We start from the raw sequence: 24,738 nt of genomic DNA, 5'->3' as shown, positions 1-24,738 counted from the left end.
TTTAGAACCAAAAATATTCAAAGAGTCATTTTTGAATCACTAGAGAATTTCAATAATATAAAGGGAGTCAAATGCGTCCTTTGGCTGCCAAATTTTGATGTTCAAACCTAACTTGTTGAAAATCAGAACAACTGGATGGAAGTATATTTATCCCATTTTAACAGATATCTTTTTACTTTGCAGCTTCTTAACTAGACACACGTGAGTGATAAGTTTATTGACATAGAAAAGGTGATTGGCGAAAAAAACCCAAGCCTCTTAAAATGGATGCCGGGGTTCATAATTCGTTACATCAAACGCATTATTCACCAACAAGAAGTGAATGAAGTAATTCATGACTTCTCAAACTTGAACGGTGTCGATTTTGCCAATGCAGTGCTCAACCGCTTTAACATTAAAGTAGACATTCACGGCATTGAGAACATTCCCAAAGAAGGCGGAATTGTTTTTGCCGGAAACCATCCTTTCGGGGGTATCGAAGCTCTTGCCCATGTAAAAGCCATTCAACCCATAAGGCCAGATATTAAATTTTTGGTGAATGATATTTTGCTTAACTTAAAAAATCTCAATCAACTATTTGTGGGTATAAATAAACATGGGGCAACCCCCGCAGACTCCGTTAAGCAAATGAATGAGCTTTTTGGGTCGGGGCATGCAGTTTTTATTTATCCTGCCGGATTAGTAAGTAGAAGAACTAAAGGGGTGGTAAAAGACCTACAATGGAAAAAAACTTTTATTACCCGAGCAAAGCGATTTAAAAGCCAAGTAGTTCCAGTATATACTGGTGGAACTCAGCTGTCTAACTTTTTTTATAATCTTTCTAACTTCCGGAAAGGCTTAGGTATTAAGGCCAATTTAGAAATGTTTTATTTAGTTGATGAGATGATGAAACAAAAGAATAGTACTTTTAATATTGTTTTTGGAAAACCCATTGACCCTACAACTTTTGATCGATCAAAGTCAGATCAAGACTGGGCAGAATGGATGAAAGAAAAAGTGTATAAACTCCAATAACTGAAACTCACTCAATTTGGACAAGAATTTAGACTACGTTATTGACTCAGTTGATAGAAAACTTTTGAAGTCAGAACTCACTGCAGAGCGTTTTATACGCAACACCCAAAAAGGGGGCAATGAGATTTACTTTGTTAACGCCCACAACGCACCCAACACAATGCGTGAAATAGGTCGTTTGCGAGAAATATCCTTTGCTAGCGCTGGAGGGGGAACTGGTAAAGAGGTAGATATTGATCAATATGACCTCTGTGAAAATTGTTACCAACAACTAATTGTATACTCACCAGAAGAGGAAGAAATCATTGGAGGATACCGCTTTATAGATTGTAGCACTTTAGATCTTTCAGACCCAAACCACATTGCTATTTCAACGGCACACTACTTTTCTTTCTCCGACCAATTCGTAAAAGACTACCTGCCTTATGCCATAGAGCTTGGCCGATCATGGATTCAGCCAAAACATCAGCCAAACGTAGATCCTAGAAAAGGAATTTTCGCCCTCGATAACCTTTGGGATGGCCTTGGTGCCATAATTCTGAGCCACCCCAACATGAAATACTTTTTTGGAAAAGTTACCATGTATCCGAACTATAATATAGAAGCGCGAGACGCTGTGCTGTATTTTATGGAGCGTTTTTTTCCAGACAAAGATGGATTGGTAACTCCTAAAAACCGACTTCTACCAGCTACGGACATTAGTAAATTGGAAGAACTATTTGAGGGAAAAGATTTTAAGAGCGGAATGATTGCTTTAAACTCTTATACCAAAGCCAGAGGCGAGCGAGTTCCGCCACTAATTAAAAACTACATGTCTTTATCTCCTTCCATGAAATCGTTCGGAACAGCCGAAAACCCTGATTTCGGTAGCGTGGAAGAAACAGGTATACTTGTCACTGTTTCTGACATTTATGGCGAGAAAAAGGATCGTTACACTACTTATTAAGGGTTTACTCTTTCTCCAGCACTAAAAAGAATAATTATTATAAAATGAAGATTCTGATATTTGGTGCCTCAGGCTCAGGTACAACTACACTAGGAAAAGAAATTGAGAAGATCGCTGGTTTTACCCACCTAGACGTTGACGACTATTACTGGAAAAAGACAGACCCTCCATTTCAGGAAAAAATAGCCTTACCTAAAAGAAATGATAAGCTAAAAACAGATTTCGAAAGACACAAAAACGTCATCATCAGTGGTTCAGTGGTTAGTTGGGGAAAAGAATGGCAAACATTATTCAACTTAGTTGTCTTTGTTCAGATTAATCCCAAAACAAGAATGGAGCGACTACAAAAAAGAGAGGTTGAGCGCTACGGCATGAAGCTATTAACAGACAAAAAAACACAAGAGGACTCTCGAGCTTTTTTAGAATGGGCAAAACAATATGAAAACCCAAATTTTAATGGACGCTCTCTAAAAATTCACAATAATTGGATTGAATTACTCGATTGCAAAGTTATTAGAATAGATGGAGGAGAGGAACTACAAAAGAAGGCCGATAAAATTTTGGCTGAAATACAAGTCATTAGCGTTCGACAGAATAAAGAGCAGTAAGTAAACACCTCGACTAGAATTCTCTAACTACCTATACAGCCTACCTCACTAAACTTTTAAGTAAAATATATTAACTCAGGTTGGTGTCTTTCCAAATAATTACGATATTTGCATTCCGTTTTCAAAAGCGACTAAATTATATTTACCCATGGCAAGAGTTTGTGACATCACCGGAAAGAGAGCACGTACAGGAAACAACGTTTCTCACGCTAACAATAAAACAAAGAGAAAATTCTACCCGAATCTTCAGAAAAAGAGATTCTACCTTCCTGAAGAAGACAAATGGGTTACTTTAAAAGTATCTACATCAGCTTTAAGAACCATTAATAAAAATGGCATTACCGCTGTACTAAAAAAAGCAAGAGAAAACGGTAACGTTTTAGTATAATAGCGTTCTAAAACGTTATTATACTACTATGAAGTTTTCTATTAAGACTTTAGCAATCCTGATGACGTTTATGTTCTCAGGATTTTTCTTTTTACAGGCTCAAGAGAATGTAAGAAAAGACTATTTAAGCGCTGACTTCCACAAAGGAAGAAGAGATGCATTACGAGCAAAACTGCCCGACAACTCTGTAGCAGTTTTCTTTGCAAACCCGGTGCGCAACCGCGCGAATGATGTAGACTTCATCTATCATCAAGATCCAGACTTATACTATTTAACAGGATACAAAGAGCCTCATGCTGTTTTATTGGTTTTCAAAAACATGCAAACTGATAAAACCGGAAATCACTACAATGAAATTTTCTTTGTTCAAACCAGAAATGCACAAGCCGAACAGTGGACAGGCCGAAGGCTTGGTTCTGCAGGCGCCCAAGAAAAGCTGGGGATATTAAACTCCTTTAATAATACAGAATTTAAGGCTTACGATGTAGACTTCGAGAAATTCGATAAAATTCTATTCTACGAATTTCAGAACGATGTACGAGACAATGCTCGTGACGAGAGTGATTTATTTAGCCTGATTCAGCAATTCAAAAGTAAAGTAGGTTATGGTGTAGAAACCAACAATCTTGGGGCCGAGCCTAAAAAGAACAACTTAGATTTGAGGAGCCTCAACACCATTATGGGTGAGCTGCGTGGTATTAAAACCAAAGATGAGCTAGACCTATTACGAAAGGCAGTATTTATATCGGCCGTGGGTCAAGCAGAAGTAATGAAAGCCATGCACCCAGGAATGACCGAAGCCGAAGTACAGGGTATCCATGAGTTTGTGTTTAAAAAATACGGTTCTGAATACGAGGGCTACCCTTCGATTGTAGGCGCGGGAAATAATGGCTGCATTCTTCATTACATTGAAAATACAGAAATAGACATCCAAAGTGATCAGATGATTTTAATGGATTTAGGTGCGGAATATCATGGCTATACTGCTGACGTTACCCGAACCATTCCAATTGACGGTAAGTTCTCGAAAGAAGAAAAAGCCATTTATGACTTGGTGTACGAAGCACAAGAGCAAGCCATTCAAATGGCTAAACCAGGAGTTTCAATGGCTGAGATGGGAGCTTTGGCTAAGGACATAATCAATAAAGGCTTAGCCAAACTAGGCATCATCGAAAATGAAAATACTCCACACAGATATTTTCCACACGGACTTTCTCACCACATTGGCCTAGATGTTCACGACAAAGGTCCAAGAGGTCCGCTACAAGAAAACATGGTGATTACAGTAGAGCCGGGTATTTACATTCCTGACGGCAGTAAATGCGACCCAAAATGGTGGGGCATTGCAGTTAGAATTGAGGACGATATTCTTATTACCAAAGATGGTTCTGAATTACTTTCTGGCTATGCACCAAGAAAATCAGAAGACATTGAAGCTTTAATGAAACAAAGCAGCCCATTGGCGCAATTCACTTTGCCAGACTTAAAAGGCAATAAGTAAAAAGTATTAGTTTTTGTAATAAAGGCCAGCTATGCTGGCCTTATTCTTCCCCACTCTTGATCAAAACTAACCTACAGAAATGAGCACATCTAATCAAAAATGTGACGAATGCGGAAGTCAATATTTACATGAACAATCGAAAATGGCTTCCCTTTGCCCTAATTGTGCGCATTTTCTATATGGTTATCCAAACTGCACCCATGAATTTAAAAGTGGGCGTTGCCAGAAATGTAACTGGGATGGAACAATCACTAATTTTGTGAGATCAAAAATGTTATAATACCCCGTATAGAACTGAAGCGATGATGAAAAAAATGTTACCCTTAATCTTATCCTCAATCTTGGTTTCATGTGGTCAAAATTCAGATAAAGGAGGAGTTCTTAATCAACCTGCAAAAATACTCCCTTCAACAAATCAGCCTTCTTATGAAAAGTTAAATCCCAACAATAAAGAGTTGAATCATGAAAAAATCAAACTTGCTGAGTCAACGATTCTTGTCATTCTAATGGACTCGGAAGAAATTGAAAACTTAAAAAAACTGCAGGGTGAAGATGATTTCTATGAAGCTGCTCAAGATTTCAGTTGGTACGATTCTGAGCTTCGTACAAAAATGGACTCTTTAAATATCCCTGTTAGAAATATCAAGAAGGATACGGTATACGTTTCGACCCCATCTTGGGACTATATAATTTCAAAAGACACTAGCTTTAGTCTGTTTACTTATTTCTACTATAACGGTGACACCTTAGTACGGACAGACTTATTCTCTTTACTAAATTATTAAACACTAAAGGTGTACATTCTATCCTATCTTTCACTAACCAACTTTAATTCAGTTGCTAATATCAAAAAACGCACTCCTCTTCAGAGCCCCAGAAAACACTTAAAATATTTCGGCACCATGGGTTTTATTATAAAAAACAGTTAGCTATATTTGCAGTCCGAATTTTAGAAGCATAAAGAAATGGCTAAGAAAGGCAATAGAGTTCAAGTGATCATGGAATGCACTGAGCATAAGACAAGTGGAATGCACGGTACGTCTAGATACATCACTACTAAGAACAGAAAAAACACCACTGAGAGATTGGAGTTGAAGAAATACAACCCAATTTTGAAGAAATACACTATTCACAAAGAAATTAAGTAATAATGGCTAAGAAAGTAGTTGCAACCCTGAAAGTACAAGGTGGTGTAAAATACGCCAAAGTAATTAAAGCAGTAAAATCTCCAAAAACAGGTGCATACACCTTTAAAGAAGAGATTGTTACTGAGGATATGGTAAAAACAGTGCTTGCTGACAAGTAAGAAATTGCACTTTTAATAAATATATCAAAGTCCCTCAAGAGGGACTTTTTTATTGTTAATTTTACGTACAGTTATGGGCTTATTTGGAATCTTCTCGAAAGAAAAAAAAGAATCGCTCGATAAAGGGCTTGAAAAAACCAAAGACGGTTTCTTTTCCAAGCTAAGTCGTGCTGTAGCTGGTAAATCAAAAGTTGATGATGAAATACTGGATGAATTAGAAGAAATTCTAATTACATCTGATGTTGGTGTTGAAACCACCATAAAAATTATTCAACGCATTGAGGAGCGTGTTGCTAAAGACAAATACCTCAACACAACTGAACTCGACAGAATACTTCGAGAAGAAATTGCAGAGCTTCTTTCTGAAAACAACTCTGAAGACCTCACCGAGTTCACCATTCCATCCAATCATAAACCACACATTATCCTTGTAGTGGGTGTAAATGGCGTAGGGAAAACAACTACCATTGGAAAACTAGCAGCGCAATTTAAAAAACAAGGTAAATCTGTAGTTTTAGGCGCTGCCGATACTTTTAGGGCTGCTGCTGTAGATCAACTGAAGCTTTGGGGTCAACGCATTGATGTACCCGTAATTGCTCATGGCATGAATACCGATCCTTCTGCGGTAGCTTTCGATGCCGTAAAAAAAGGAGTTGAAATGGGTGCTGATTTGGTTATTGTAGATACCGCTGGTAGACTACACACCAAAGTGAATTTGATGAATGAGCTTACCAAGATCAAACGGGTAATGCAGAAATTCATTCCAGAAGCTCCGCATGAAATCCTATTGGTACTTGATGGTTCAACGGGTCAAAACGCATTTATGCAGGCCAAAGAATTTACCAAAGCTACCGAAGTCACAGCGTTGGCCATTACGAAGCTTGATGGCACAGCCAAGGGCGGAGTAGTAATCGGCATTTCTGACCAATTCAAAATTCCAGTGAAATACATTGGTGTTGGCGAAAAAGTAGGAGATCTCCAGGTATTCAATAAAGCTGAGTTTGTAGATTCTCTTTTCAAGAAGTAATCAATAATCCACTCCATTCTTTCCAAGAAGGTTGCTCTTCCAATTCCCTTAACACGTCAAAACACCGTCCTTCACTCTTTATTACTCGAAGTGTGTTTTCATTTGACTGTTAACTGATTTAGGCTCATAATGCATAGGATTAAGCACCTATAATTTGCTAAAGCGCCTTACCTTAATATTTCTTTTACCACTCTATGGACTTGCCACTTTAGGTAATCTTGCTCCCTACTATGCGCTATTCCACCGCGCTTCTTTTCAACTGAGGGTTCGTCAAGGCAATTACGAAAACGGTACTACCCTACACTTAAGCGAAAAAGAATTCGAATTTTTAGACTGGACTGAAAAAGGTCGAGAGTTCAAACTAGATGGAAAAATGTACGATGTCTCTTCCATCAAAAAAACCAACGCTGGCTATACCATTATTTGCAAACACGATGAAGTAGACAGTTGGCTGGCAAAGGCGATTCCTTCTTCTAAACAGAAAGAAAAATCAAGGTCTCCCTCAAAAAAAAGACGGCCAGCTCGATCGGTAGATAAATACTTCCCATCGGAACTCTCGTTCACCAAAACAGCACTTCAAATAGCTTCGACTATTCGCGGTTTTGAAAAAAAATTAGCTATTCCTAAAGTCTATTCTGAGGTCGAATCTCCTCCTCCCGATACGCAACATTTCTTTATCTAAGATAAGATCCATTCTTATCCACCCTATGCATAAATGCATGTAGGGTGATTTATACCATTCCAATTTTATACACAATGCTGTACTGAAAAACAGGCCTATTTAATTTCATAGGGTCTATTTCCAGCCTGTTTCATTGTGCTCAAACTTTAATAAAAAGAAATGAAAAAGATATACTATACTTTTTTGGGGCTTCTTATTGGCTTCTCTATAATGGCTCAGTCGGGTCGAATAGTAGGAAGAGTCATTGATGCTTCAGACAATCAACCACTTACTGGTGCAAATATTAGAATTACTGGTAGCAGCGGAACTTCAACAGATAGCAACGGAGCGTTTTCAATTCCGTGCAATGGTTCAACAGAAATCACTGTGACCTATGTAGGCTATAGAAGCTACACCGCCAGAATTGAAAATTGTGATCAAGACTTAACGATTAAACTCACACCTACCAATCAATTGCTTGATGAAGTAGAAATTACCACTACTTCAAACCCTAACCGCTCACTATTATATCTTCCAACCGCCATCACCAAGTTAGGCGGACTTGAGATGCAAAGAGGCACGGGTTTGTTTATGGATGATGCCATCAATGCCAACGTACCGGGAGTTTACATGACAAGAAGAGCAGTATCTTCTGGCCAACAATTTAACATTCGTGGATACGGAAGCGGTGTTGGTTTCCGTGGCGCCAATAATAACTTCGATGGTCAAGGTTATAAAGTTTACCTCAATGGAATTCCTGTAACCGATGCGGAAGGCATAACAGTAATGGATGATATCGACTTTGGTTCTATCGGAAATGTAGAAGTAATCAAAGGCCCAGCAGGCTCACTTTATGGTTTGGCCATTGCTGGAGCAGTAAACCTTGAAACCAAGAAGGCTGAAAGTGGTCAGAATTCTATTAGCCAAAGTGCTTTGATAGGAAATTACGGATTGAGCCGCTTTACTACCCAAGTGCAATTAGGTGCCGATCGATCTTCAGTTTTAGTTAATTATGGTCGCCAACATTCTGATGGATTCATGCCACATAACGAGTCGGACAAGAACTTCTTCAACTTTATTGGAGATTTCACACCTAACGAAAAGCAAAAGATTTCAACCTACTTGGCCTATACCAATAGTTACGACCAAAGAGCTGGTGAACTTACCATCAGTCAGTTTGAAACTGGAGATTATTCAGGAAATGCCCGCTACATCAAAAATGACGCACATTCAGAAGTTATAGGCTTTAGAGCAGGTGTAAGTCACACCTACAAATTCTCAAATCAAGTAAAGAACACCACTACAGTTTTTGGTTCTGGACTAACCAATAACGCAAGTTCTGCAGGAGGCTGGACCGACAAAAGTCCTTTCAATTACGGTTTCAGGTCTACATTGAATATGAATTTCGATTTGAACGGAGCTACTTTGAGCGGTATTTCAGGTATTGAAGCACAACGTCAACAAGCACTTAGTCTTGGTTATGGAATGGTCACCAATCAAGACGATCCTAATGGTTACAATGTCATTGGTGCAATGAGAAGTAATCAAGCAACGACTACCAGCACTGGTTCCTATTTCACCGAATGGACACTTTCACTTCCTAGTGACATTTCATTTACTGCAGGCTTGGGCTTTAGCACAATGGACATCGATTTAATGAACCGAACCTATGATGCTGGTAACGACAAAGCAGGTGAGAGATATCAAGTGACTTATAAAAACATGGCCTCTCCTCATTTCGCCATCAACAAAGTGTTCAACAGTCAGCTTTCTGCTTATGCTTCATATAGTAAAGGCTATAAGGCACCTGTAAGTGGAAATATTGTGATTTCGACAACAGGTGAATTGAACACTGGTTTAAAACCAGAAGAAGGTGATCAGTTCGAAATTGGAACAAAAGGTTCGCTGCTTGATAGCCGATTCAATTACCAACTAGTATTATTCAGCACAGAATTTAAAAATAAAATGACTTCTGTGGCTGTGCCTTTAGATGCCAATACTACTGCCTATACCTACATTGCCAATGGTGGTGGCCAAATCAACAAAGGCTTGGAAATAGCTGCCAACTATGAGCTTTATAAGTCAAGTACTGGCTTCTTCAGCAAAGTTGGTTCGTTTGCCAACCTTACTTATTCCGACTTCACTTATAAAAACTTCAGTTATGAATCATTAAGTGGTGGTGTACCTACAACTGCTGTGTATGATGGCAACGATGTAGCTGGTGTTGCGCCAGTGGTCGCCAATTTGGGCATTGATGCCTATGCTCAAAATGGTTTGTATGGAAACTTAAACTTCCAGTACAGAGACGGCATGCCAATTACATCTGATGGAGCTAACCCATCAGCGGGTTATAGGTTATGGAACACCAAAGTAGGTTACCACAGTCAGCTTTCAAGTCACTTCGATATGGACCTGTACTTTGGGGTGAACAACATCCTTGGCGAGAAGTATTACTACATGGTATTTGTTAACCAGTTGGCTGACGCCTACATTCCAGCCCCTAAAAAGGCCAACTACTTTGGTGGAATTCAACTGAAATACATCTTTTAACCATTGAAAAGGGCTGAAGGTCACCCTGAACTTGTTTCAGGGGCTGTCATTTAAACTCGTGTAGTTTTAATTAAGGGATACCGAAACAAGTTCGGTATGACCTAACCTTCAGCCTCTTTTCTTCAACATTAAATACGATGAAAAAACTATATACATTATTGCTCACGGCTTTGGTGCTTACTGGCTGCGGTAGGTTTTCCAACAAAGATGAAAAGCAATCGAATTCAGAAAGAATTGTATGCCTTTCAAAACAATACAACGAAATCATTTTCGAATTAGGTGCACAACAAAACCTAGTGGCTGTAGACTTATCGAGCACCTATCCTCCAGAAATTAAAGAGCTACCTACTGTCGGTTATCACAGGGCATTAAGTACGGAAGGCATTCTTTCGATGGAACCAACCATGATCATTCATGACAACAATGTGGGTCCAGAACAAGTAATGCAGCAAATGGAAAAGCTCAAAATCCCGATGATGGTTTTTAAAACCAAAGGGGATGACATTCCAGGATCCAAAGCACTGATAACAGAAATGGGCAAATACTTTGGCAGAGAAAAAGAAGCCGATTCGCTCAACACCAAACTCGACAAGGATTTGCTCACAGCCGAAAAAGCATTAACCAAATATACAACCAAACCAAAAGTGGTTGTAATTCACTACGGTCGTGCTAGTAACGTGTACCTCACCATGACGGAAAATAGTACTACGGCCAATTTAATTGAAATAGCGGGCGGTACAATTCCCATTGAAGGAGACCGAGGAATGATGCAGCTTTCTGCTGAAGTGATTGCCAAATCAAACCCAGATGTCATTCTACTCACCGACTTCGGTTATGATCGATTAGGCACCGAAGAACAATTAAAATCTCTCCCCGGTGTAAGCACAACCAATGCGGCCAAGAATAACCGTATTTATCGAGTTGAAGAGCATGACATGGTGTACTTTGGGCCACGTACAGGCGAAGTGATTCTCAAACTTCAAGAACTAATTCATAGGAATGACCAAGTTCAATAATCAATACAAAGCTTGGTTTCCTATTTTAGGGATCGTGCTTCTGGTTACCTTTTTCTTTTCGATGAAATTGGGTGCCATTAATATTTCATGGAGTGAAATTCAAGCTTCATTTTCAAAACTATTGAGTGGGGAAGCCATGAATCTCAATGAAAGGATCTTCATGCAAATCAGATTACCACGTGCGCTGATGGGAGTTTTTGTGGGTGCAAGCCTAGCAATAGCGGGAGTGTTGATGCAGGCCTTGTTCCGAAACCCCATTGTGGAGCCGGGCTTAATCGGCACTTCGAGTGGAGCCGCTTTTGGCGCTTCATTATACTTCGTTTTAGGGTCAGTAATTAAAATTCATGCTGGTGAATGGACTTTGCCCCTTGCGGCTTGTATTGGAGGAACACTTTCTACTGTGGCGGTTTTCTTTTTGTCACAAAACCGGTCGACAGGTAAAAGTTCGGTAGTGGCTTTATTGCTTACAGGAATTGCGATTAACGCACTGTTTTTGAGCGGAGTGGGCTTCCTTTCCTACTTGGCCCGCGACCCGCAAGCCCGATCCATTATTTTTTGGAACCTCGGGACACTTTCAGGCGCTAACTGGGTTTCTGTTTCCATTGTGGGCACAATTATGATCGTTTGCCTATTCTTTGCCTTGAGGTATGCAAAGCAACTGAATGCTTTAATGATGGGCGAAGATGAAGCCATTTTCCTTGGTGTCAATTTGAAGAAATTACAGATTGGAGTAATTGCCTTGAATGTACTTTTGGTAGCTGTAGCCACTTCGTTTACGGGGGCAATTGGCTTTGTGGGTTTGGTGGTGCCTCACCTCCTTCGTTTAATGAAAGGCTCCGACAACCGATTTCTCTTATTGGGAAGTGCATTAATGGGTGGAATTCTTCTCAGCCTGGCCGATTTAGCCTCTCGCTTGTTATTAGCTCCGGCAGAACTCCCAATCGGAATTGTCACCTCACTGGTAGGTGTACCCGTATTCATCATGCTCCTTAGAAAAAAACAATACTATTTCTGATTATGCTCGAAGCCAAAGAAATCACATTTAAAATTGGAGAGAAAGTATTGCTCGACAATGCATCGGTTCAGTTTGAAGCTGGAAAACTCAATCTAATCATAGGGCCAAATGGTGCTGGAAAATCCACTTTGATGAAGGTAATCAGTCGGCAGCTCATAGATTACCAAGGGACCGTTAGCTATAACCAAGTTGACAGTAAAGCGCTCAGCGATAAAAAGTTGGCGCAAATGAGGGCGGTACTTTCTCAAAATATCGACTTGGCCTTCCCCTTGAAAGTGTGGGAAGTGGTCATGATGGGACGCTACCCTCATTTTACTGATGCTCCTCGACAAATAGACAGAGATGCGTGCGAAGCTGCTTTGGAGTTTTTTGATGTAATGTACATGGCCGAACGAGATTACCTCACACTAAGCGGTGGCGAACGTCAGCGGGTACATTTCGCACGGGTGCTTACTCAAATTTGGAACCCAATCCCCAACCAAGGGCGGTATTTGCTCTTGGACGAGCCTCTCACCTTTCTGGATATTCATTATCAGTTTCAGTTTATGCACAAACTAAGAGAGCTATTGAAGGAAAAAGACTTGGTAGTGGTGGGCGTGGTGCATGACCTCAATTTAGCAGCCCAATTCGGTGATGTTATTCACTTAATTCAGGATGGAAAACTCATAGCAAGCGGCACCAAACACGAAGTACTGAATACAAAAAATATCAAAAAAGCATTTCATCTAGAACCCGTTATCTACAATAACAAGGAAAAGGGATCGCTTCATCTGTTTTTTGAGTAGAGCCAAAATATGAACGTTCACGAACGTTCAACTGAACTATTTCGAGCACTTACAATAGGATTTCATTTTTAACTAATTGATTTGTAAACATTTAACTTCTTGGCACTACCCTTGTAAAACTATTAGCGGATAGAAAACATTTGTTCATTAACGTACATAGATTATGGGAGCTATAGCCATTAACATTCCTCAAATCACTGGAGAGCAAGACATTGAAGTAGAAGTAAGAATCAACGGTGAGAAAAAATCCTACAATTACAGAGTCGAAGTGTTCCACTGGGCCGACTGCGAAAACCCAAGTGAAGATCGAGTAGACTGCATTCGTCAGATATTAGGTAAATATGATCCTGACTGGGAGCTTTACCAAATAGGAATGCCAACGGACGAAGTTGTTCCAATTACCTTTAGGAAGAAGAGAAAATAAATTACCAAGCCTTTAGAATTCATTACCTTTGCGCATTAATACAATAAGGAATGAAAACGAAGGGACTGAAGAAGGACAAGGTGAACATTGTAACACTAGGTTGCTCAAAAAACTTAGTGGATTCAGAAGTGATGCTTACTCAATTGAGAGGCAACGGAATCAAAACAACTCACGAGTCTAAAAAAGACAACGCTAATATTGTTATCGTAAATACTTGTGGGTTTATAGACAACGCCAAGCAAGAGTCCATCGATACCATTTTACGTTATGCTGATGCCAAAGACGATGGTGAAATTGATAAGCTTTACGTAACAGGCTGCCTTTCTCAGCGCTACAAAGATGATCTAGAAACTGAAATCCCTCAAGTAGACGCCTTCTTCGGCACCATGGAGCTTCCTGCCCTACTCAAGAAATTCAAAGCAGATTATAAGCACGAATTGGTAGGAGAGCGTATTATCACCACCTCTAATCACTATGCTTATTTAAAAATATCGGAAGGCTGCGACAGACCCTGCTCCTTCTGCGCCATTCCTTTGATGCGCGGTGGACATAAATCACGTCCAATTGAAGAGTTGGTTTTAGAAGCAAAAAACTTAGCCAGAAACGGCACCAAAGAATTGCTTCTTATTGCTCAGGATTCCACTTACTATGGATTAGATATCTACAAAAAACGAAACCTTGCAGAATTGCTTGAGCGTCTTTCTGACGTGGAAGGCATTGAATGGATTCGTTTGCACTACGCCTTCCCTACTGGCTTCCCAATGGGTGCGTTAAAAGTAATGGCGGAGCGCGATAACATTTGTAATTATATAGATATTCCGCTTCAACACGGTTCTACCAAAATGCTGAAATTGATGCGTAGAGGTACCACTCGTGAAAAAACTGAAGCGCTAATCGAAGAAATCAGGGCTAAAGTTCCAGGTATAGCGATTCGAACTACTTTAATTGCGGGTCACCCAGGCGAAACAGAAGAAGACTTCAATGACATGGTCGACTTTGTGAAGAAAATGCGTTTCGATAGATTGGGTATTTTCAACTATTCGCATGAAGAAAACACACACGCCTATTCTTATGTTGACGATGTTCCTGACGAAGTGAAACAAGAAAGGGCCAATATCGTAATGGGCATACAGGAAGAAATTTCCAACGAAATTAACCAAGAGAAAATTGGCAAGACTTTCAAAACGCTAATTGATAGGAAAGAAAGCGGAAACTACTATGGAAGAACAGAACATGACTCGCCAGAAGTAGATAACGAAGTAATCATCGATGCGAAAAAACATCACTTAAGAATTGGCGATTTCGCGAATATTAAAATCACAGATGCTACAGAATTCGATCTTTATGGTGAACCAGTTTAAGCACTTTTCATGTTTATGCTGCATTAGATTGAATTGCTGTCGAGGCTGATCTAACAATCAAAACCCTTTGTAACAAACGACTATGGCTGTTTCGGAACTATCGCAAGTGCTATTAAGCAAAATACCTTTCAATAAAACGAACAGCTTTTCAAAGTCATTTTTGGATTATATAGAAGGAAAAGAAGCCTTAACCAGCTTCTATAATCGTTTACCCAGCATTGAAAATTTCAAGCTTCAGATTGAAGAAAAACACTTCAGTAATGAAAACCGAGTGGTTCTGTCGGAAGTACTGAAAAAGCAATACGATGGTTTTGAGTTAAGCCAAGCAACAGCACAAAACATCGAGCTTCTAAAAGCTGGAACCACTTTTACTGTCACTACAGGTCATCAGCTGAATATTTTCACGGGCCCACTTTATTTCATCTATAAAATAGTAACCGTAATCAATGCTTGTAAAGCATTGAAGAAGCAATACCCGACCTACGATTTCGCACCTGTTTATTGGATGGCTTCGGAAGATCATGACTTTGAAGAAATTAGCTACTTCCGTTTTAATGGCAAGAAGTTCAGTTGGAAAACTGATCAAACAGGAGCGGTTGGACGCTTTGACCCAAAATCGCTCAAGCCGATTTTTGATGAGATCATTAGTCTCCCTGATTTTTTCAAAGAAGCTTATTTAAAAAGAAGTACTCTTGCCGAAGCAGGAAGACATTATGTAAATGCACTTTTTGGCAACGAGGGCTTAGTCGTAGTAGACGCAGACAATGCTGAACTTAAAAATATACTGAAACCTGTAATGTTTGATGATATCTTCAAGCATTCTGCGAATGACTGTGTTACCGAAACTTCGGCACAGCTAGATAAAGCAGGTTATAAAACGCAAGTATTCCCAAGAGAGATCAACTTCTTTTACCTAAAAGGAAACATACGTTCACGCATAGTAAAAGAAGGTGGAGAATTTCATGTACTTGATACAGATATCCAGTTTACAGAAAGCGAATTACGAGCAGAGATAGAGAAGCATCCAGAACGTTTCAGTCCGAATGTGGTTTTAAGACCGCTTTATCAGGAAATGATTTTGCCGAATTTAGCTTATGTCGGTGGCCCTTCTGAATTAGTCTATTGGCTTCAATTGAAAGAAGTTTTCACGCATTACGAAACGCCTTTCCCGATGCTAATGCCGCGAAATTTTGCTGGTGTGGTTACCCCTAACATTCAGCGAAAAATTGAAAAGTCGAAACTGAGTTTTGAAGACATTTTCAAACCAGAAGAGGCTTTGATTCAAGAAAAAGTAAAGGAGAATACAACGAATCAACTGAGTTTAAATCAAGAGTTAGAGCAGCTGAAATCTATTTTTGCAGAGGTTTTAAGTGTTGCCAAGCCCATTGATATCACGCTAGAAAAATTAGTGGCAGCTGAGCAAAAAAGGGCAGAGAATTCTATTCAAAAAATTGAGAAGAAACTGCTGAAAGCAGAAAAGCGAAATCAGGAGGTTTTAGTAAATCGTATTTCGGCCATTAAGGAAAGTTTGTTCCCTGGCGGAAGCCCACAAGAACGGAAGGACAACTTCCTCAATTTCTACCTTAGCGACCCTGCATTTATTCAGAATTGTTTAGACAGCCTAGATGCCTTCGATTACCAGTTTCACTTGATGGCTGCTCATGACTAAACAAGTGCTCAGAGAAATGTTCTTAGCCAAGCGTAAAACACTTACGCAAGAAGAACATGCACTCCGATCGGCACTGGTTTGTGAACAAGCATTGAAACTCATTTCAGAACAGCAGTTCAAAAACATCCACCTTTTCCTTCCGCTTATAAAGCAGCGTGAAGTCAACACCTTTCCACTTTTCGAAAAACTCATTGGCCAGCCTGAGTATCAAGTTGTACTACCAAGGGTAAATAGAAAAACGAAGCAATTAGAGCACCTTGCATTCACCACCTCCACCAAACTGCTTAAAGGGAGTTTTGGGGTGACTGAACCTGATGGCGAAAATCACTTTGATATAACTGACCTTGATGTAGTATTCGTACCCTTAATTAGCTTTGACCGAAAGGGCTTTAGAATTGGTTATGGTGGTGGTTTTTATGATAAATTCTTCGCGCAAGCGAGTGAAAAACTGGTCAAGGTCGGCTTGGCAATCAGTCCTCCTTTGGATCATATTCCTTATTCAGAACCGCATGATATTCCGTTAGATTATTGCATTTCGCATCACAAAATATATTCGTTCTAAAACAAAAAACGGCTGTAATTTCTCAATCACAGCCGTTTCAATGTTTATTTTAGCTTTAATTAGTTCGATTGCTTTAATAACTTAATTACATCTCTACGCTTATCATTATCTACATTTAAGATATACAAACCATCGGGCATTGAACCCAAGTTTACTTGGAATCTCTCTTCTGTATTATAAAATTCTTTTTTACCTGTAACTACCTGAATTCCATTACTATTATAAATAGAATAATTGAAGCCAGTGGCGTAGGCCACATCTAAGTTAATATTAAATATACTGTTTGATGGATTTGGACTCACCTGAACATTCTCATTGAAAGGCTCATCATCAATACCCGCTACTACATCAAAATCAAAAGATACCTCATTTGTAAAAGCTACTGGCCCTAATTGATCTGTAACTTGACATTTATATGTACCTGTGGCAGTTACTACTAGTTCAGCACCCGTTTGGCCCGTAATCTCTACACCATCTTTAAACCACTTAAATGCAAATCCTTGGCCCTGATTAAAGGACTGATTCGCTCTGATTACCGCTCTACTTTCTCCTTCAATAGAATAATTGATTTCAGGATTAAAACCGGTATCATAATACCCCACAAACACTCCGCTACCATGTGTTGCTGCGATTACCTTGCCGTCTATCGGTCTTACTTTCACCATGATTACAATGCTGTTTCCTATAATATTAGGAGCTTGCTGCGTCCATACCGTGCTTGCTCCATTTAAACTACTAGTCATATACAAGCCGGTAGAAGTACCCACAAACACCTTTTCTCCAGAAGCGCCATTTGGCAAAATTTCGATTGAACGAACAGATGAACCATTTCCACTGCCGTTAGCGTTTTCTTCCAAATTTCCAGAAATAGAAGACCAAGTTTGGCCTCCGTCTTCTGACATCCAAACACTTATTATTCCGTAATTTCCAAATGTAACAAACACTCGATTTGCATCTCTCGGATCTACGGCTATACTAGTAATCGAAGCGTTCTGAGGTAAATTACTCGCTGAGATATTCTCGACAGTTGTAATTTCTTTTGTATTGGAAATTTTCTGAAGCCTTCCGGTAGTTGTTCCGAAATAAAGCACACCTTCAGGTTGTACTGAAGTAGCTAAAGCAGAAACTGGTTGGCTAGTAATACCTGTACCGTTAATCTCTTCCCATTCTCCTTTTCCAGGGTTTTCTCTAATATCATAGGTGTAATAAATTTTGCCCTTTGCCGCTACATACATACGATCTTGATTAACCCTATCAACAATAAATGGATTAATGAATAGAAACTCTTCATCGTCATCACTTGGGGAAATATCTTCTGATGCTTGATAAGTATTATCTACAAGCTCAAATCTTCCCATTTGTCCTTCTTGAGCAGAAGCATACAAAGCATTATAGCTTATTGCAGAAAAAGCTCCATCACCGCCATACGCTTGTATCCATGAACTTGTAGGATCATTTTGAAAAAGCGCCCAAGTTCCGTTATCCTGCATACCTCCTATAATTTGATTATCACCACGATCACCGCGATAAAGATCTACCGTATAAAACTGAGAAGTGACGTAACCATTATTAAGCGAACTCCAAACCACTGTGCTTGCAGTATTATCATTCGTTTTATGTATTCCACCGTCTGATCCGGTAAACATTTTTTTAGCGTCAGAAGGTAAAAATGAAAGTGTATGAATATCTGGGTGATGATTTGCGTAGGGGCCAGCAGTTCCAGTGCCTGTATACCCACCAATATGCTTCCTATCAGTTGCTGTAGTAAAACCATTGGGAGACCTTAACAGGTTTGTTCCGCCTACATAAACTGTATTTTGATTTCCTGGGTGAACAGCTACTTCAAGGTTATATCCGCCTTGTGCGTCAAAACCTTGAACTGACTCCTCATTTACATTAATATTATCTGTTAGGGTAGTCCAAGTCGAAGTGCTTCTATCGTATTTGTAAAGAAAAGTTTCGCCTAGGGCATAAAAGAAATTTTCATCATGCGGATCAAAAGCTAGTTCTACTCTTCTGAAACTAGATGGCCAGCCTGCAGGCAGAGTTATGGATGTCCAAGTAATACCATCTGGAGAGATGAAAATCCCTTCTTCTGGATTTGTTCCATTGCTCGACTTATTAGGAATACTAGCAACGATGGTTCCATCAGTTGCTATGGCTATATCAGCAGAGTTAAATCCTGTATTAGGAATGCCAAGAACGGTTGTTACTGTTTGAAAATCGTCTACCGTTCTGTAAATTTTACTAAGGCCAGCTACATAAATTTCTGTTTCTGATTGGTTTGAGTAATCAATAGCGATTTTATTTACTAAGCTAAACTTACCTAAGGTAGTAACAGAATTTGTGGCTGTACCTGCAAGTAAACTCCATGAAACTCCTCCGTTGGTAGATTTATAAATACCATCTCCTAAGTAAAATGCCCCAGTTTCTGAAACTGAGTTTCCAATATTCTCACCCGTAGCATAGTACCAGTTTGTAGTTTTGCCTGTTCTTTTATCTTGAACAATAGTAGTAACGGAAGGGATTTGGTCGAAATTTGTAGTACGAGTCCATGTAGTACCTTGATCCGTACTTCTCCAAACACCACCAGAAATTCCTCCCGCAATAAGAATATCTTCGTCAGTAACATCAATGGCTAAAGCTCTGGTTCTTCCTCCAATATTGAATGGCCCATAATTAACAAATGGAGATGCATTAGTTTGAGAAATGCCTGCAGCAGAAGACCTGATATTATTTCTTTCAATTTGATTCAACTCTCGAACATAGGATAATTCTTTATGACGTATATCGAAAGGTATTTTGCCTGTTGATGGATCTTTGAGCATATCCATTTCGTAAGCCAATCTTTTCTGAGGATTTTCTGATTCAGCTTCGGCCTCCTCATTTAAACCTTCGTTCTGAGCAATGGTAAATTGAGGCTCGGTATTTACTTTGAAAGACCTAAATGATTGATACTCGAAGTACATTAAAAACAGCACTACGATCGCCCCCACAACGGCCAAGTTTCGCAATCTAGTCTTTTTCATATAAGTGTAGTTTAAGGTATTTCTGTTTTGATCTACGTTTTTTGAACCCCTAGTGGATTATCACACTTCCAAATAGAAGTAATTCCGAAAAACGGTTTTTCTGATGAATACTAAAGATATATTTTATCGCTGTTGTTTCAAGAGTTTTGCACTAATAAATCCATATTTAGTTTCCACTCTTAACATGTATATACCGTTTGACACAGTGCTCAGATCCAACATCATCACTTCATCCATGAAGTAGCTCTCTCTTTTCCCTTCCAAAATCTCAGATCCTTGGCTGTCTGTAATAGAATAACTGAAGCCTAAAGGAATATCTGCATTCAACTTAATTCTAAAAACACCTGAAGAGGGGTTCTCCTGTACTGTAATGTTCAAATCATTTATTAGCGCATCGTCAATTCCGGTAATAATATTTTCGATGGTGTAGGTTTCATCTAGCGCAAAACTCCCATTAAATCGGTTGCCATCAGCATTTTCAATATTGTGCGAAGATTTAATATCTAAATCCACTAAGCCGTCAGATTCAATTTGTTCAATTACAACTAAGTAACTGGTATTCGAAACGCTTGAAAACACACCTTGAATTACTGCTGTTACCGATGTTGATGACAGTTCGAAGTCGCTTAAATCAACATTCGTTACTCCTTCAGAAAAAGTAATTTCAAAGGTTACCTCTGCCAGATTAGTAGTTTCTAACAAAGGAGATTTTCTTGTAATACTTGCGCTTGGTCCCACTGAAAAATCGACTGTATAAGTTTCTTCTTCTGTAATACCTCCGGCAAATATGTTTCCTCCATTATTTTCAATTCCTGTAGCGCTAATAAAATCGAGGTCTATCAAACCTTCTGTTAAAAACTGATTTACCTTAACAAAATATTTGCTCGGTGAATCTTCTGTTATTTCTGCTATGGTGGCTTGAATACTTGTAGAACTCAATTCAAAATCAGTAATATCAACATTGCTTACATCTTCTGAGAATTCGACCACGAAGACCACATCTGGACGATTGATTGCCCCTACTGTTGGTGCATTGCGCTTAATTGTAGCGGTTGGTGCCAATGCGGAGTTGATCGTATAAGTCTCTTCAGAAATAAGGTTTGCATCTAAAGCATTATCGGCTTCATCTTGAATATCAGTAGTTGCTTTGAAATCTAGGTTTATCAGTCCATTGTCAGAATAACCATTTACAAACACCAAATAGTTGGAAGAAGAACTGGATGTAACGCGATCGATATTTGCAGAAATAGAACTAGAGGACAACTCAAAATCTTCTGCTCCTACATTCTTCACAGGTTCATTGAAGTCTACTGCAAATACAACCTCTGTTCTGTTGGTTTCTTCAGACGTAGGTTGCGATCTTGCTATGCTTGCTCTAGGTTCTGTTAAATCAAGAATAGTATAAGTCTCTTCACTTAAAATTGAACCTGCAAACGCATTTTGAAACAAATCGGTAATTCCAGATTCTGATTTGATATTCAAATCCAAAAGCCCTGTTCCACTGATATTGTCTACCTGAATATTATAAACTTTAGCAGACACTGAAGTAACAGATGCGATGCTGGCCGATGCTGTTCCTGCCAATTCAAATGATGAAGTTGACAGCCCTTGCACTGGTTCATCGAAAGTGATTTGAAAACTCACTTCTGTAGTTTCTATCTGCTCCTGTACTGGGTTTAGTCTAAGAATGGAGTTTACCACTGGTGCTGTTTTATCTAAGCTAATATTTATCGCATTCGACACAGCAACAGGCCCCAACTGATCACTCACCCTAAGTTTATAAACCCCAGAAGTTGTTACCTGTAACTCAGAACTTGTTGCCCCAGAAATGTCCTGATCATCCTTAATCCATTGATAAGCAAACCCCGCTCCGGTGGTATATGAAACAGGCCCTCTGAGTATTGCTTCTTGAGTTGAGTAATCGATTGAATAGTTAATATTTGGAGAAAAGGCCACATCGTAACTGGCTTGAAAAACACCATTGCCGTGAGTAGCTGCTAATACACGCCCATCTAATGGGCTAACTTTAATCATACTTACAATTGAGTTACCAATAACGTCTGTGCCCTCTTGTGTCCAAACAGTGTTGTCACCGTCTAAAACAGATGTTTTATAAAGTCCTAAGGATGTTCCTACAAAATAAATCGGTGAAGCTCCATTTGGCAAAATATCGATGTAGCGTACTGAAGGGCCGCTACCTGAACCATTGGCATTTTCTTCTAAATTTCCAGAAATTGAACTCCATGTTTGCCCCCCATCATTACTCATCCAAACACTGATAATCCCGTAATTTCCGAAAGTGGCAAATACTTTATTTGCATCAGCTGGATCTACAGCTAGACTTGTAATTACTCCATTTGGTAAATTTGATCTAGTAATTTCTACCGCTGTCAAATCAGTATTTACATCAGCCACTTTAAATATCTTTCCATTTCTAGTACCGAAATAAAGCACTCCTTCAGGTTCGATAGAAGCGGCTAGTGCCGAAACAAAGTCATTCACTCTAGATACCCCCATTGATATTTCTATCCAATCACCATCTCCGGGATTTTGGCGTATATCGTTGGTGTAGAACACCCTACCCTTCGCCCCCACATACATTCTATCCTGATTTACAGGGTCATAAATGAAGGGGTTGATAAATAAAAAGTCATCTTCACTAGTGGTTGGAGAAATATCTCCTTTAAATTCATAGCTATTGCTTTCAGAGTTTAGTTCGAACCTCCTTAGCTGACCTTGTTGAGCAGAAACATATAATGAATTATAAGTAATACCATTATATGAACCATCGCCACCAAAAATCTCAACCCAATTAGTGTTTGATAGGCTTTCATTTGCTCCCCAAGTACCGTTATCCTGCATTCCTGCAATCAGTAGCTCTTCTCCTCTATTAAACTTATATGAGTCAATGGCATAAATTTGTGTAGTGAGGTAGCCATTGTTTAAAGACTGCCATGTTACTGGACTACTAGTACCTGCCGCACTATTATTCAGTGTAAGGTGAACTCCACCATCTGAACCAGAAAGCATTTTATTAGGGTCTGAAGGGTAAAATACTAATGAGTGAATATCTGGATGATGGTTATTGTACTTCGGGAAGCTGTTCGCATTGTTATCTTCACGATAACCACCAATATTCACTCTATCAGAACTCAATTTAAAACCAGAAGCACTACGTAAAAGATTTGTTCCGCCAATAAAAATCGTATCTGAGCTTGAAGGATGAACTTTCATTATCAGGTTATAACCGCCTTGGGTATTGTGTCCTTGCCCTGAATCTGTTGAAACTCCCAAATTACCCGTCAGGTTCACCCACTCTCCGGTGCTAATAGTGTGTTTAAGTAAGAAGCTAGTACCTACAGCATAAAAAACATCTTCATTTTGCGGATCGAAAGCTATTTCGATTCTTTCGTATGAACTCGGCAAACCAGATGGCGGATTGATATTAATCCAAGTTAGTCCGTCTTCAGATTTATAAATTCCTTCTTGCGCATTTGGGCCATTATTCACATTATTGGCAATGGTTGCTATGAGCATTCCTGTGGTAGAAATAGCTACGTCAGTATAAGAAAAGCCAGTATTATTAGCGCCTAATACCGTGGTATAAGTGGCAAAATCATCAGTAGTTCTCACTATATTACCCAATCGAGCCGCGTACATTTCACGAACTGCTGTATTAGAATTATCTATTATTATTTCTCCTATCAAACCGAAATCACCGAGGTTGGTGTTGTCGTTTTGAGTTGTAGAAGGAATTACCGTCCATGACAACCCACCATCTGTGGATTTGAAAATGCCATCGCCCAAATAAAAAGCTCCCGTAATGGAAGCCGAATTTCCGAAAAACTCCCCTGCAGAGTAAAACCAAGTATCGGTGTTTCCTGAACGTTGATCTTGAACCAAAGCCGAAACTGCCGGTAGTTGCATTACGGTTGAAGTTCTGTTCCATGTTTGGCCTGCATCTGCCGATCGCCACAAACCACCCGAAACTCCACCTGCCAAAATCACATTTTCATTTGAAATATCTATTCCCAGTGCGCGAGTTCTACCACCTATATTAAATGGCCCTCTACTCACAAATGGAGTTGCCTGACTTTGGCTGGTACCACTTGCTTGCATCCGAATATTTAAATCCAAGAAACGTTTTTGTGTTTTGGCAAAACTTAGCTCCTTTTCTCTTATGCCTGAAGGTATTTTGCCGGTGATAGGATTGGCAAGCATTTCATATTCAAATTCAAGCCTTTTGATTGGATTCTCGAACTCAGCTTCTTCATCCTCCACTTGAAGCGAATCTGGGATTGACTCAAACACCAATGATTGGCGGTACTCTGCAGTATACCATTGATCATCATTCTTAAAAAAAAAGAAGGCAACTACAGACAATACAACTACTAGGAGTCCGGCTTTCCAGAAGTTTTTCATGGTTTCTTAATTTTGAACCATTGTGGCACTAAGCATTTCTTTTGTTTTGGTAATTGGAGTTAACACGTCTATCAACACTTTATCGCCTTTGCTAAATTGAACATCGGCTGGGGTTTCGAGACTTATTTTTTCACCCACTGCTGGAGCAACAGTAGCGAAAGTTGCTCCGTATTTTACAATTTCCTCAACTTTGAAAACATAAGTATTTCCCCGATCGGAAGTACTTTTAACTGACTCAATCTCACCTTTTAACCTAATAGCATCTTTGATCATATTAGAAGGCGCCACTTCCTTTACCCCTTCAGTATTCAGAGAAAATTCACGAGCATTTTTCACTGTAAACTCAGGAGTGTTTTTCTTTTCGGCTGATTTGCAACTAGCCAAGAAAAATAGAACAACAAAAAGATTATAACTGAGTAGTTTGTATTGGTTTGCTTTCATCATCAAGAATTAA

General features: G+C 39.3%; 21 protein-coding genes. 18 read left to right on the top strand and 3 right to left on the bottom strand.

Annotated features, from left to right (window positions below; all coding sequences use genetic code 11):
- Positions 1-201: 201 nt before the first annotated feature.
- From glsA to AWW67_RS03535, 18 genes are all read left to right on the top strand, one after another.
- Positions 202-1,014 carry a 1-acyl-sn-glycerol-3-phosphate acyltransferase gene (gene glsA, locus AWW67_RS03615; protein ID WP_053224775.1) on the top strand — a complete coding sequence of 271 codons (813 nt, stop codon included), beginning with the start codon at positions 202-204 and terminating at the stop codon, positions 1,012-1,014.
- 16 nt (positions 1,015-1,030) lie between these two features.
- Entirely contained in the window at positions 1,031-1,960 is a 930-nt protein-coding gene (glsB, locus tag AWW67_RS03610) for a glycine N(alpha)-acyltransferase GlsB (protein WP_062300320.1), read from the top strand.
- A 44-nt stretch (positions 1,961-2,004) separates the two neighbouring features.
- Complete coding sequence (locus AWW67_RS03605; RefSeq protein ID WP_062300319.1) at positions 2,005-2,568, top strand: AAA family ATPase; 564 nt, start codon at positions 2,005-2,007, stop codon at positions 2,566-2,568.
- A gap of 148 nt (positions 2,569-2,716) precedes the next feature.
- On the top strand, positions 2,717-2,956 hold the full coding sequence (gene rpmB, locus AWW67_RS03600; protein ID WP_053224772.1) for a 50S ribosomal protein L28: 240 nt from the start codon (positions 2,717-2,719) through the stop codon (positions 2,954-2,956).
- Positions 2,957-2,984: 28 nt separating this feature from the next.
- Positions 2,985-4,457 carry an aminopeptidase P N-terminal domain-containing protein gene (locus AWW67_RS03595; protein WP_062300317.1) on the top strand — a complete coding sequence of 491 codons (1,473 nt, stop codon included), beginning with the start codon at positions 2,985-2,987 and terminating at the stop codon, positions 4,455-4,457.
- Between the two features lie 302 nt (positions 4,458-4,759).
- Positions 4,760-5,242, top strand: coding sequence for a hypothetical protein (locus tag AWW67_RS03590; protein ID WP_062300315.1), 483 nt, complete (start codon positions 4,760-4,762; stop codon positions 5,240-5,242).
- A gap of 180 nt (positions 5,243-5,422) precedes the next feature.
- On the top strand, positions 5,423-5,605 hold the full coding sequence (gene rpmG / locus AWW67_RS03585) for a 50S ribosomal protein L33 (protein WP_053224769.1): 183 nt from the start codon (positions 5,423-5,425) through the stop codon (positions 5,603-5,605).
- A 2-nt stretch (positions 5,606-5,607) separates the two neighbouring features.
- Positions 5,608-5,763: a DUF4295 domain-containing protein gene (locus AWW67_RS18665; protein WP_082338205.1), complete on the top strand. Its 156-nt coding sequence runs from the start codon at positions 5,608-5,610 to the stop codon at positions 5,761-5,763.
- Between the two features lie 73 nt (positions 5,764-5,836).
- Positions 5,837-6,790, top strand: coding sequence for a signal recognition particle-docking protein FtsY (ftsY, locus tag AWW67_RS03580; RefSeq protein WP_062300314.1), 954 nt, complete (start codon positions 5,837-5,839; stop codon positions 6,788-6,790).
- 154 nt (positions 6,791-6,944) lie between these two features.
- Complete coding sequence (locus AWW67_RS03575) at positions 6,945-7,472, top strand: hypothetical protein (RefSeq protein WP_062300312.1); 528 nt, start codon at positions 6,945-6,947, stop codon at positions 7,470-7,472.
- Between the two features lie 159 nt (positions 7,473-7,631).
- Positions 7,632-10,001, top strand: a complete 2,370-nt coding sequence (locus AWW67_RS03570; protein WP_062300310.1) for a TonB-dependent receptor — start codon at positions 7,632-7,634, stop codon at positions 9,999-10,001.
- A 137-nt stretch (positions 10,002-10,138) separates the two neighbouring features.
- Entirely contained in the window at positions 10,139-11,017 is an 879-nt protein-coding gene (locus AWW67_RS03565; protein WP_062300308.1) for a heme/hemin ABC transporter substrate-binding protein, read from the top strand.
- On the top strand, positions 11,001-12,032 hold the full coding sequence (locus AWW67_RS03560) for a FecCD family ABC transporter permease (protein WP_062300306.1): 1,032 nt from the start codon (positions 11,001-11,003) through the stop codon (positions 12,030-12,032). The genes AWW67_RS03565 and AWW67_RS03560 overlap by 17 nt, the downstream gene beginning before the upstream one ends.
- Before the next feature lie 2 nt (positions 12,033-12,034).
- Positions 12,035-12,817: a heme ABC transporter ATP-binding protein gene (locus tag AWW67_RS03555; protein ID WP_062300304.1), complete on the top strand. Its 783-nt coding sequence runs from the start codon at positions 12,035-12,037 to the stop codon at positions 12,815-12,817.
- Between the two features lie 163 nt (positions 12,818-12,980).
- The gene (locus AWW67_RS03550; protein ID WP_062300302.1) at positions 12,981-13,241 is read left to right on the top strand and encodes a hypothetical protein; all 261 of its coding nucleotides are present in this window, start codon (positions 12,981-12,983) and stop codon (positions 13,239-13,241) included.
- Between the two features lie 50 nt (positions 13,242-13,291).
- On the top strand, positions 13,292-14,602 hold the full coding sequence (rimO, locus tag AWW67_RS03545; RefSeq protein ID WP_062300300.1) for a 30S ribosomal protein S12 methylthiotransferase RimO: 1,311 nt from the start codon (positions 13,292-13,294) through the stop codon (positions 14,600-14,602).
- An 82-nt stretch (positions 14,603-14,684) separates the two neighbouring features.
- Positions 14,685-16,271: a bacillithiol biosynthesis cysteine-adding enzyme BshC gene (bshC, locus tag AWW67_RS03540; RefSeq protein ID WP_082793965.1), complete on the top strand. Its 1,587-nt coding sequence runs from the start codon at positions 14,685-14,687 to the stop codon at positions 16,269-16,271.
- Positions 16,264-16,833, top strand: coding sequence for a 5-formyltetrahydrofolate cyclo-ligase (locus AWW67_RS03535; protein ID WP_062300297.1), 570 nt, complete (start codon positions 16,264-16,266; stop codon positions 16,831-16,833). The genes bshC and AWW67_RS03535 overlap by 8 nt, the downstream gene beginning before the upstream one ends.
- A gap of 59 nt (positions 16,834-16,892) precedes the next feature.
- On the opposite strand, the gene AWW67_RS03530 is transcribed toward AWW67_RS03535, so the two are convergent.
- The 3 genes from AWW67_RS03530 to AWW67_RS03520 form a co-directional block, all read right to left on the bottom strand.
- Entirely contained in the window at positions 16,893-19,862 is a 2,970-nt protein-coding gene (locus AWW67_RS03530; RefSeq protein ID WP_082793964.1) for a T9SS type A sorting domain-containing protein, read from the bottom strand.
- Between the two features lie 123 nt (positions 19,863-19,985).
- Entirely contained in the window at positions 19,986-24,284 is a 4,299-nt protein-coding gene (locus AWW67_RS03525) for a T9SS type A sorting domain-containing protein (RefSeq protein ID WP_062300292.1), read from the bottom strand.
- A gap of 6 nt (positions 24,285-24,290) precedes the next feature.
- The gene (locus tag AWW67_RS03520) at positions 24,291-24,728 is read right to left on the bottom strand and encodes a hypothetical protein (protein ID WP_053224756.1); all 438 of its coding nucleotides are present in this window, start codon (positions 24,726-24,728) and stop codon (positions 24,291-24,293) included.
- Between the last annotated feature and the right edge of the window lie 10 nt (positions 24,729-24,738).

The sequence above is a fragment of the Roseivirga seohaensis genome (assembly GCF_001592945.1).
In the GTDB taxonomy this organism is placed as follows: Bacteria; Bacteroidota; Bacteroidia; order Cytophagales; family Cyclobacteriaceae; genus Roseivirga; species Roseivirga seohaensis.
This window is presented reverse-complemented; position numbering and strand designations above follow the sequence as displayed.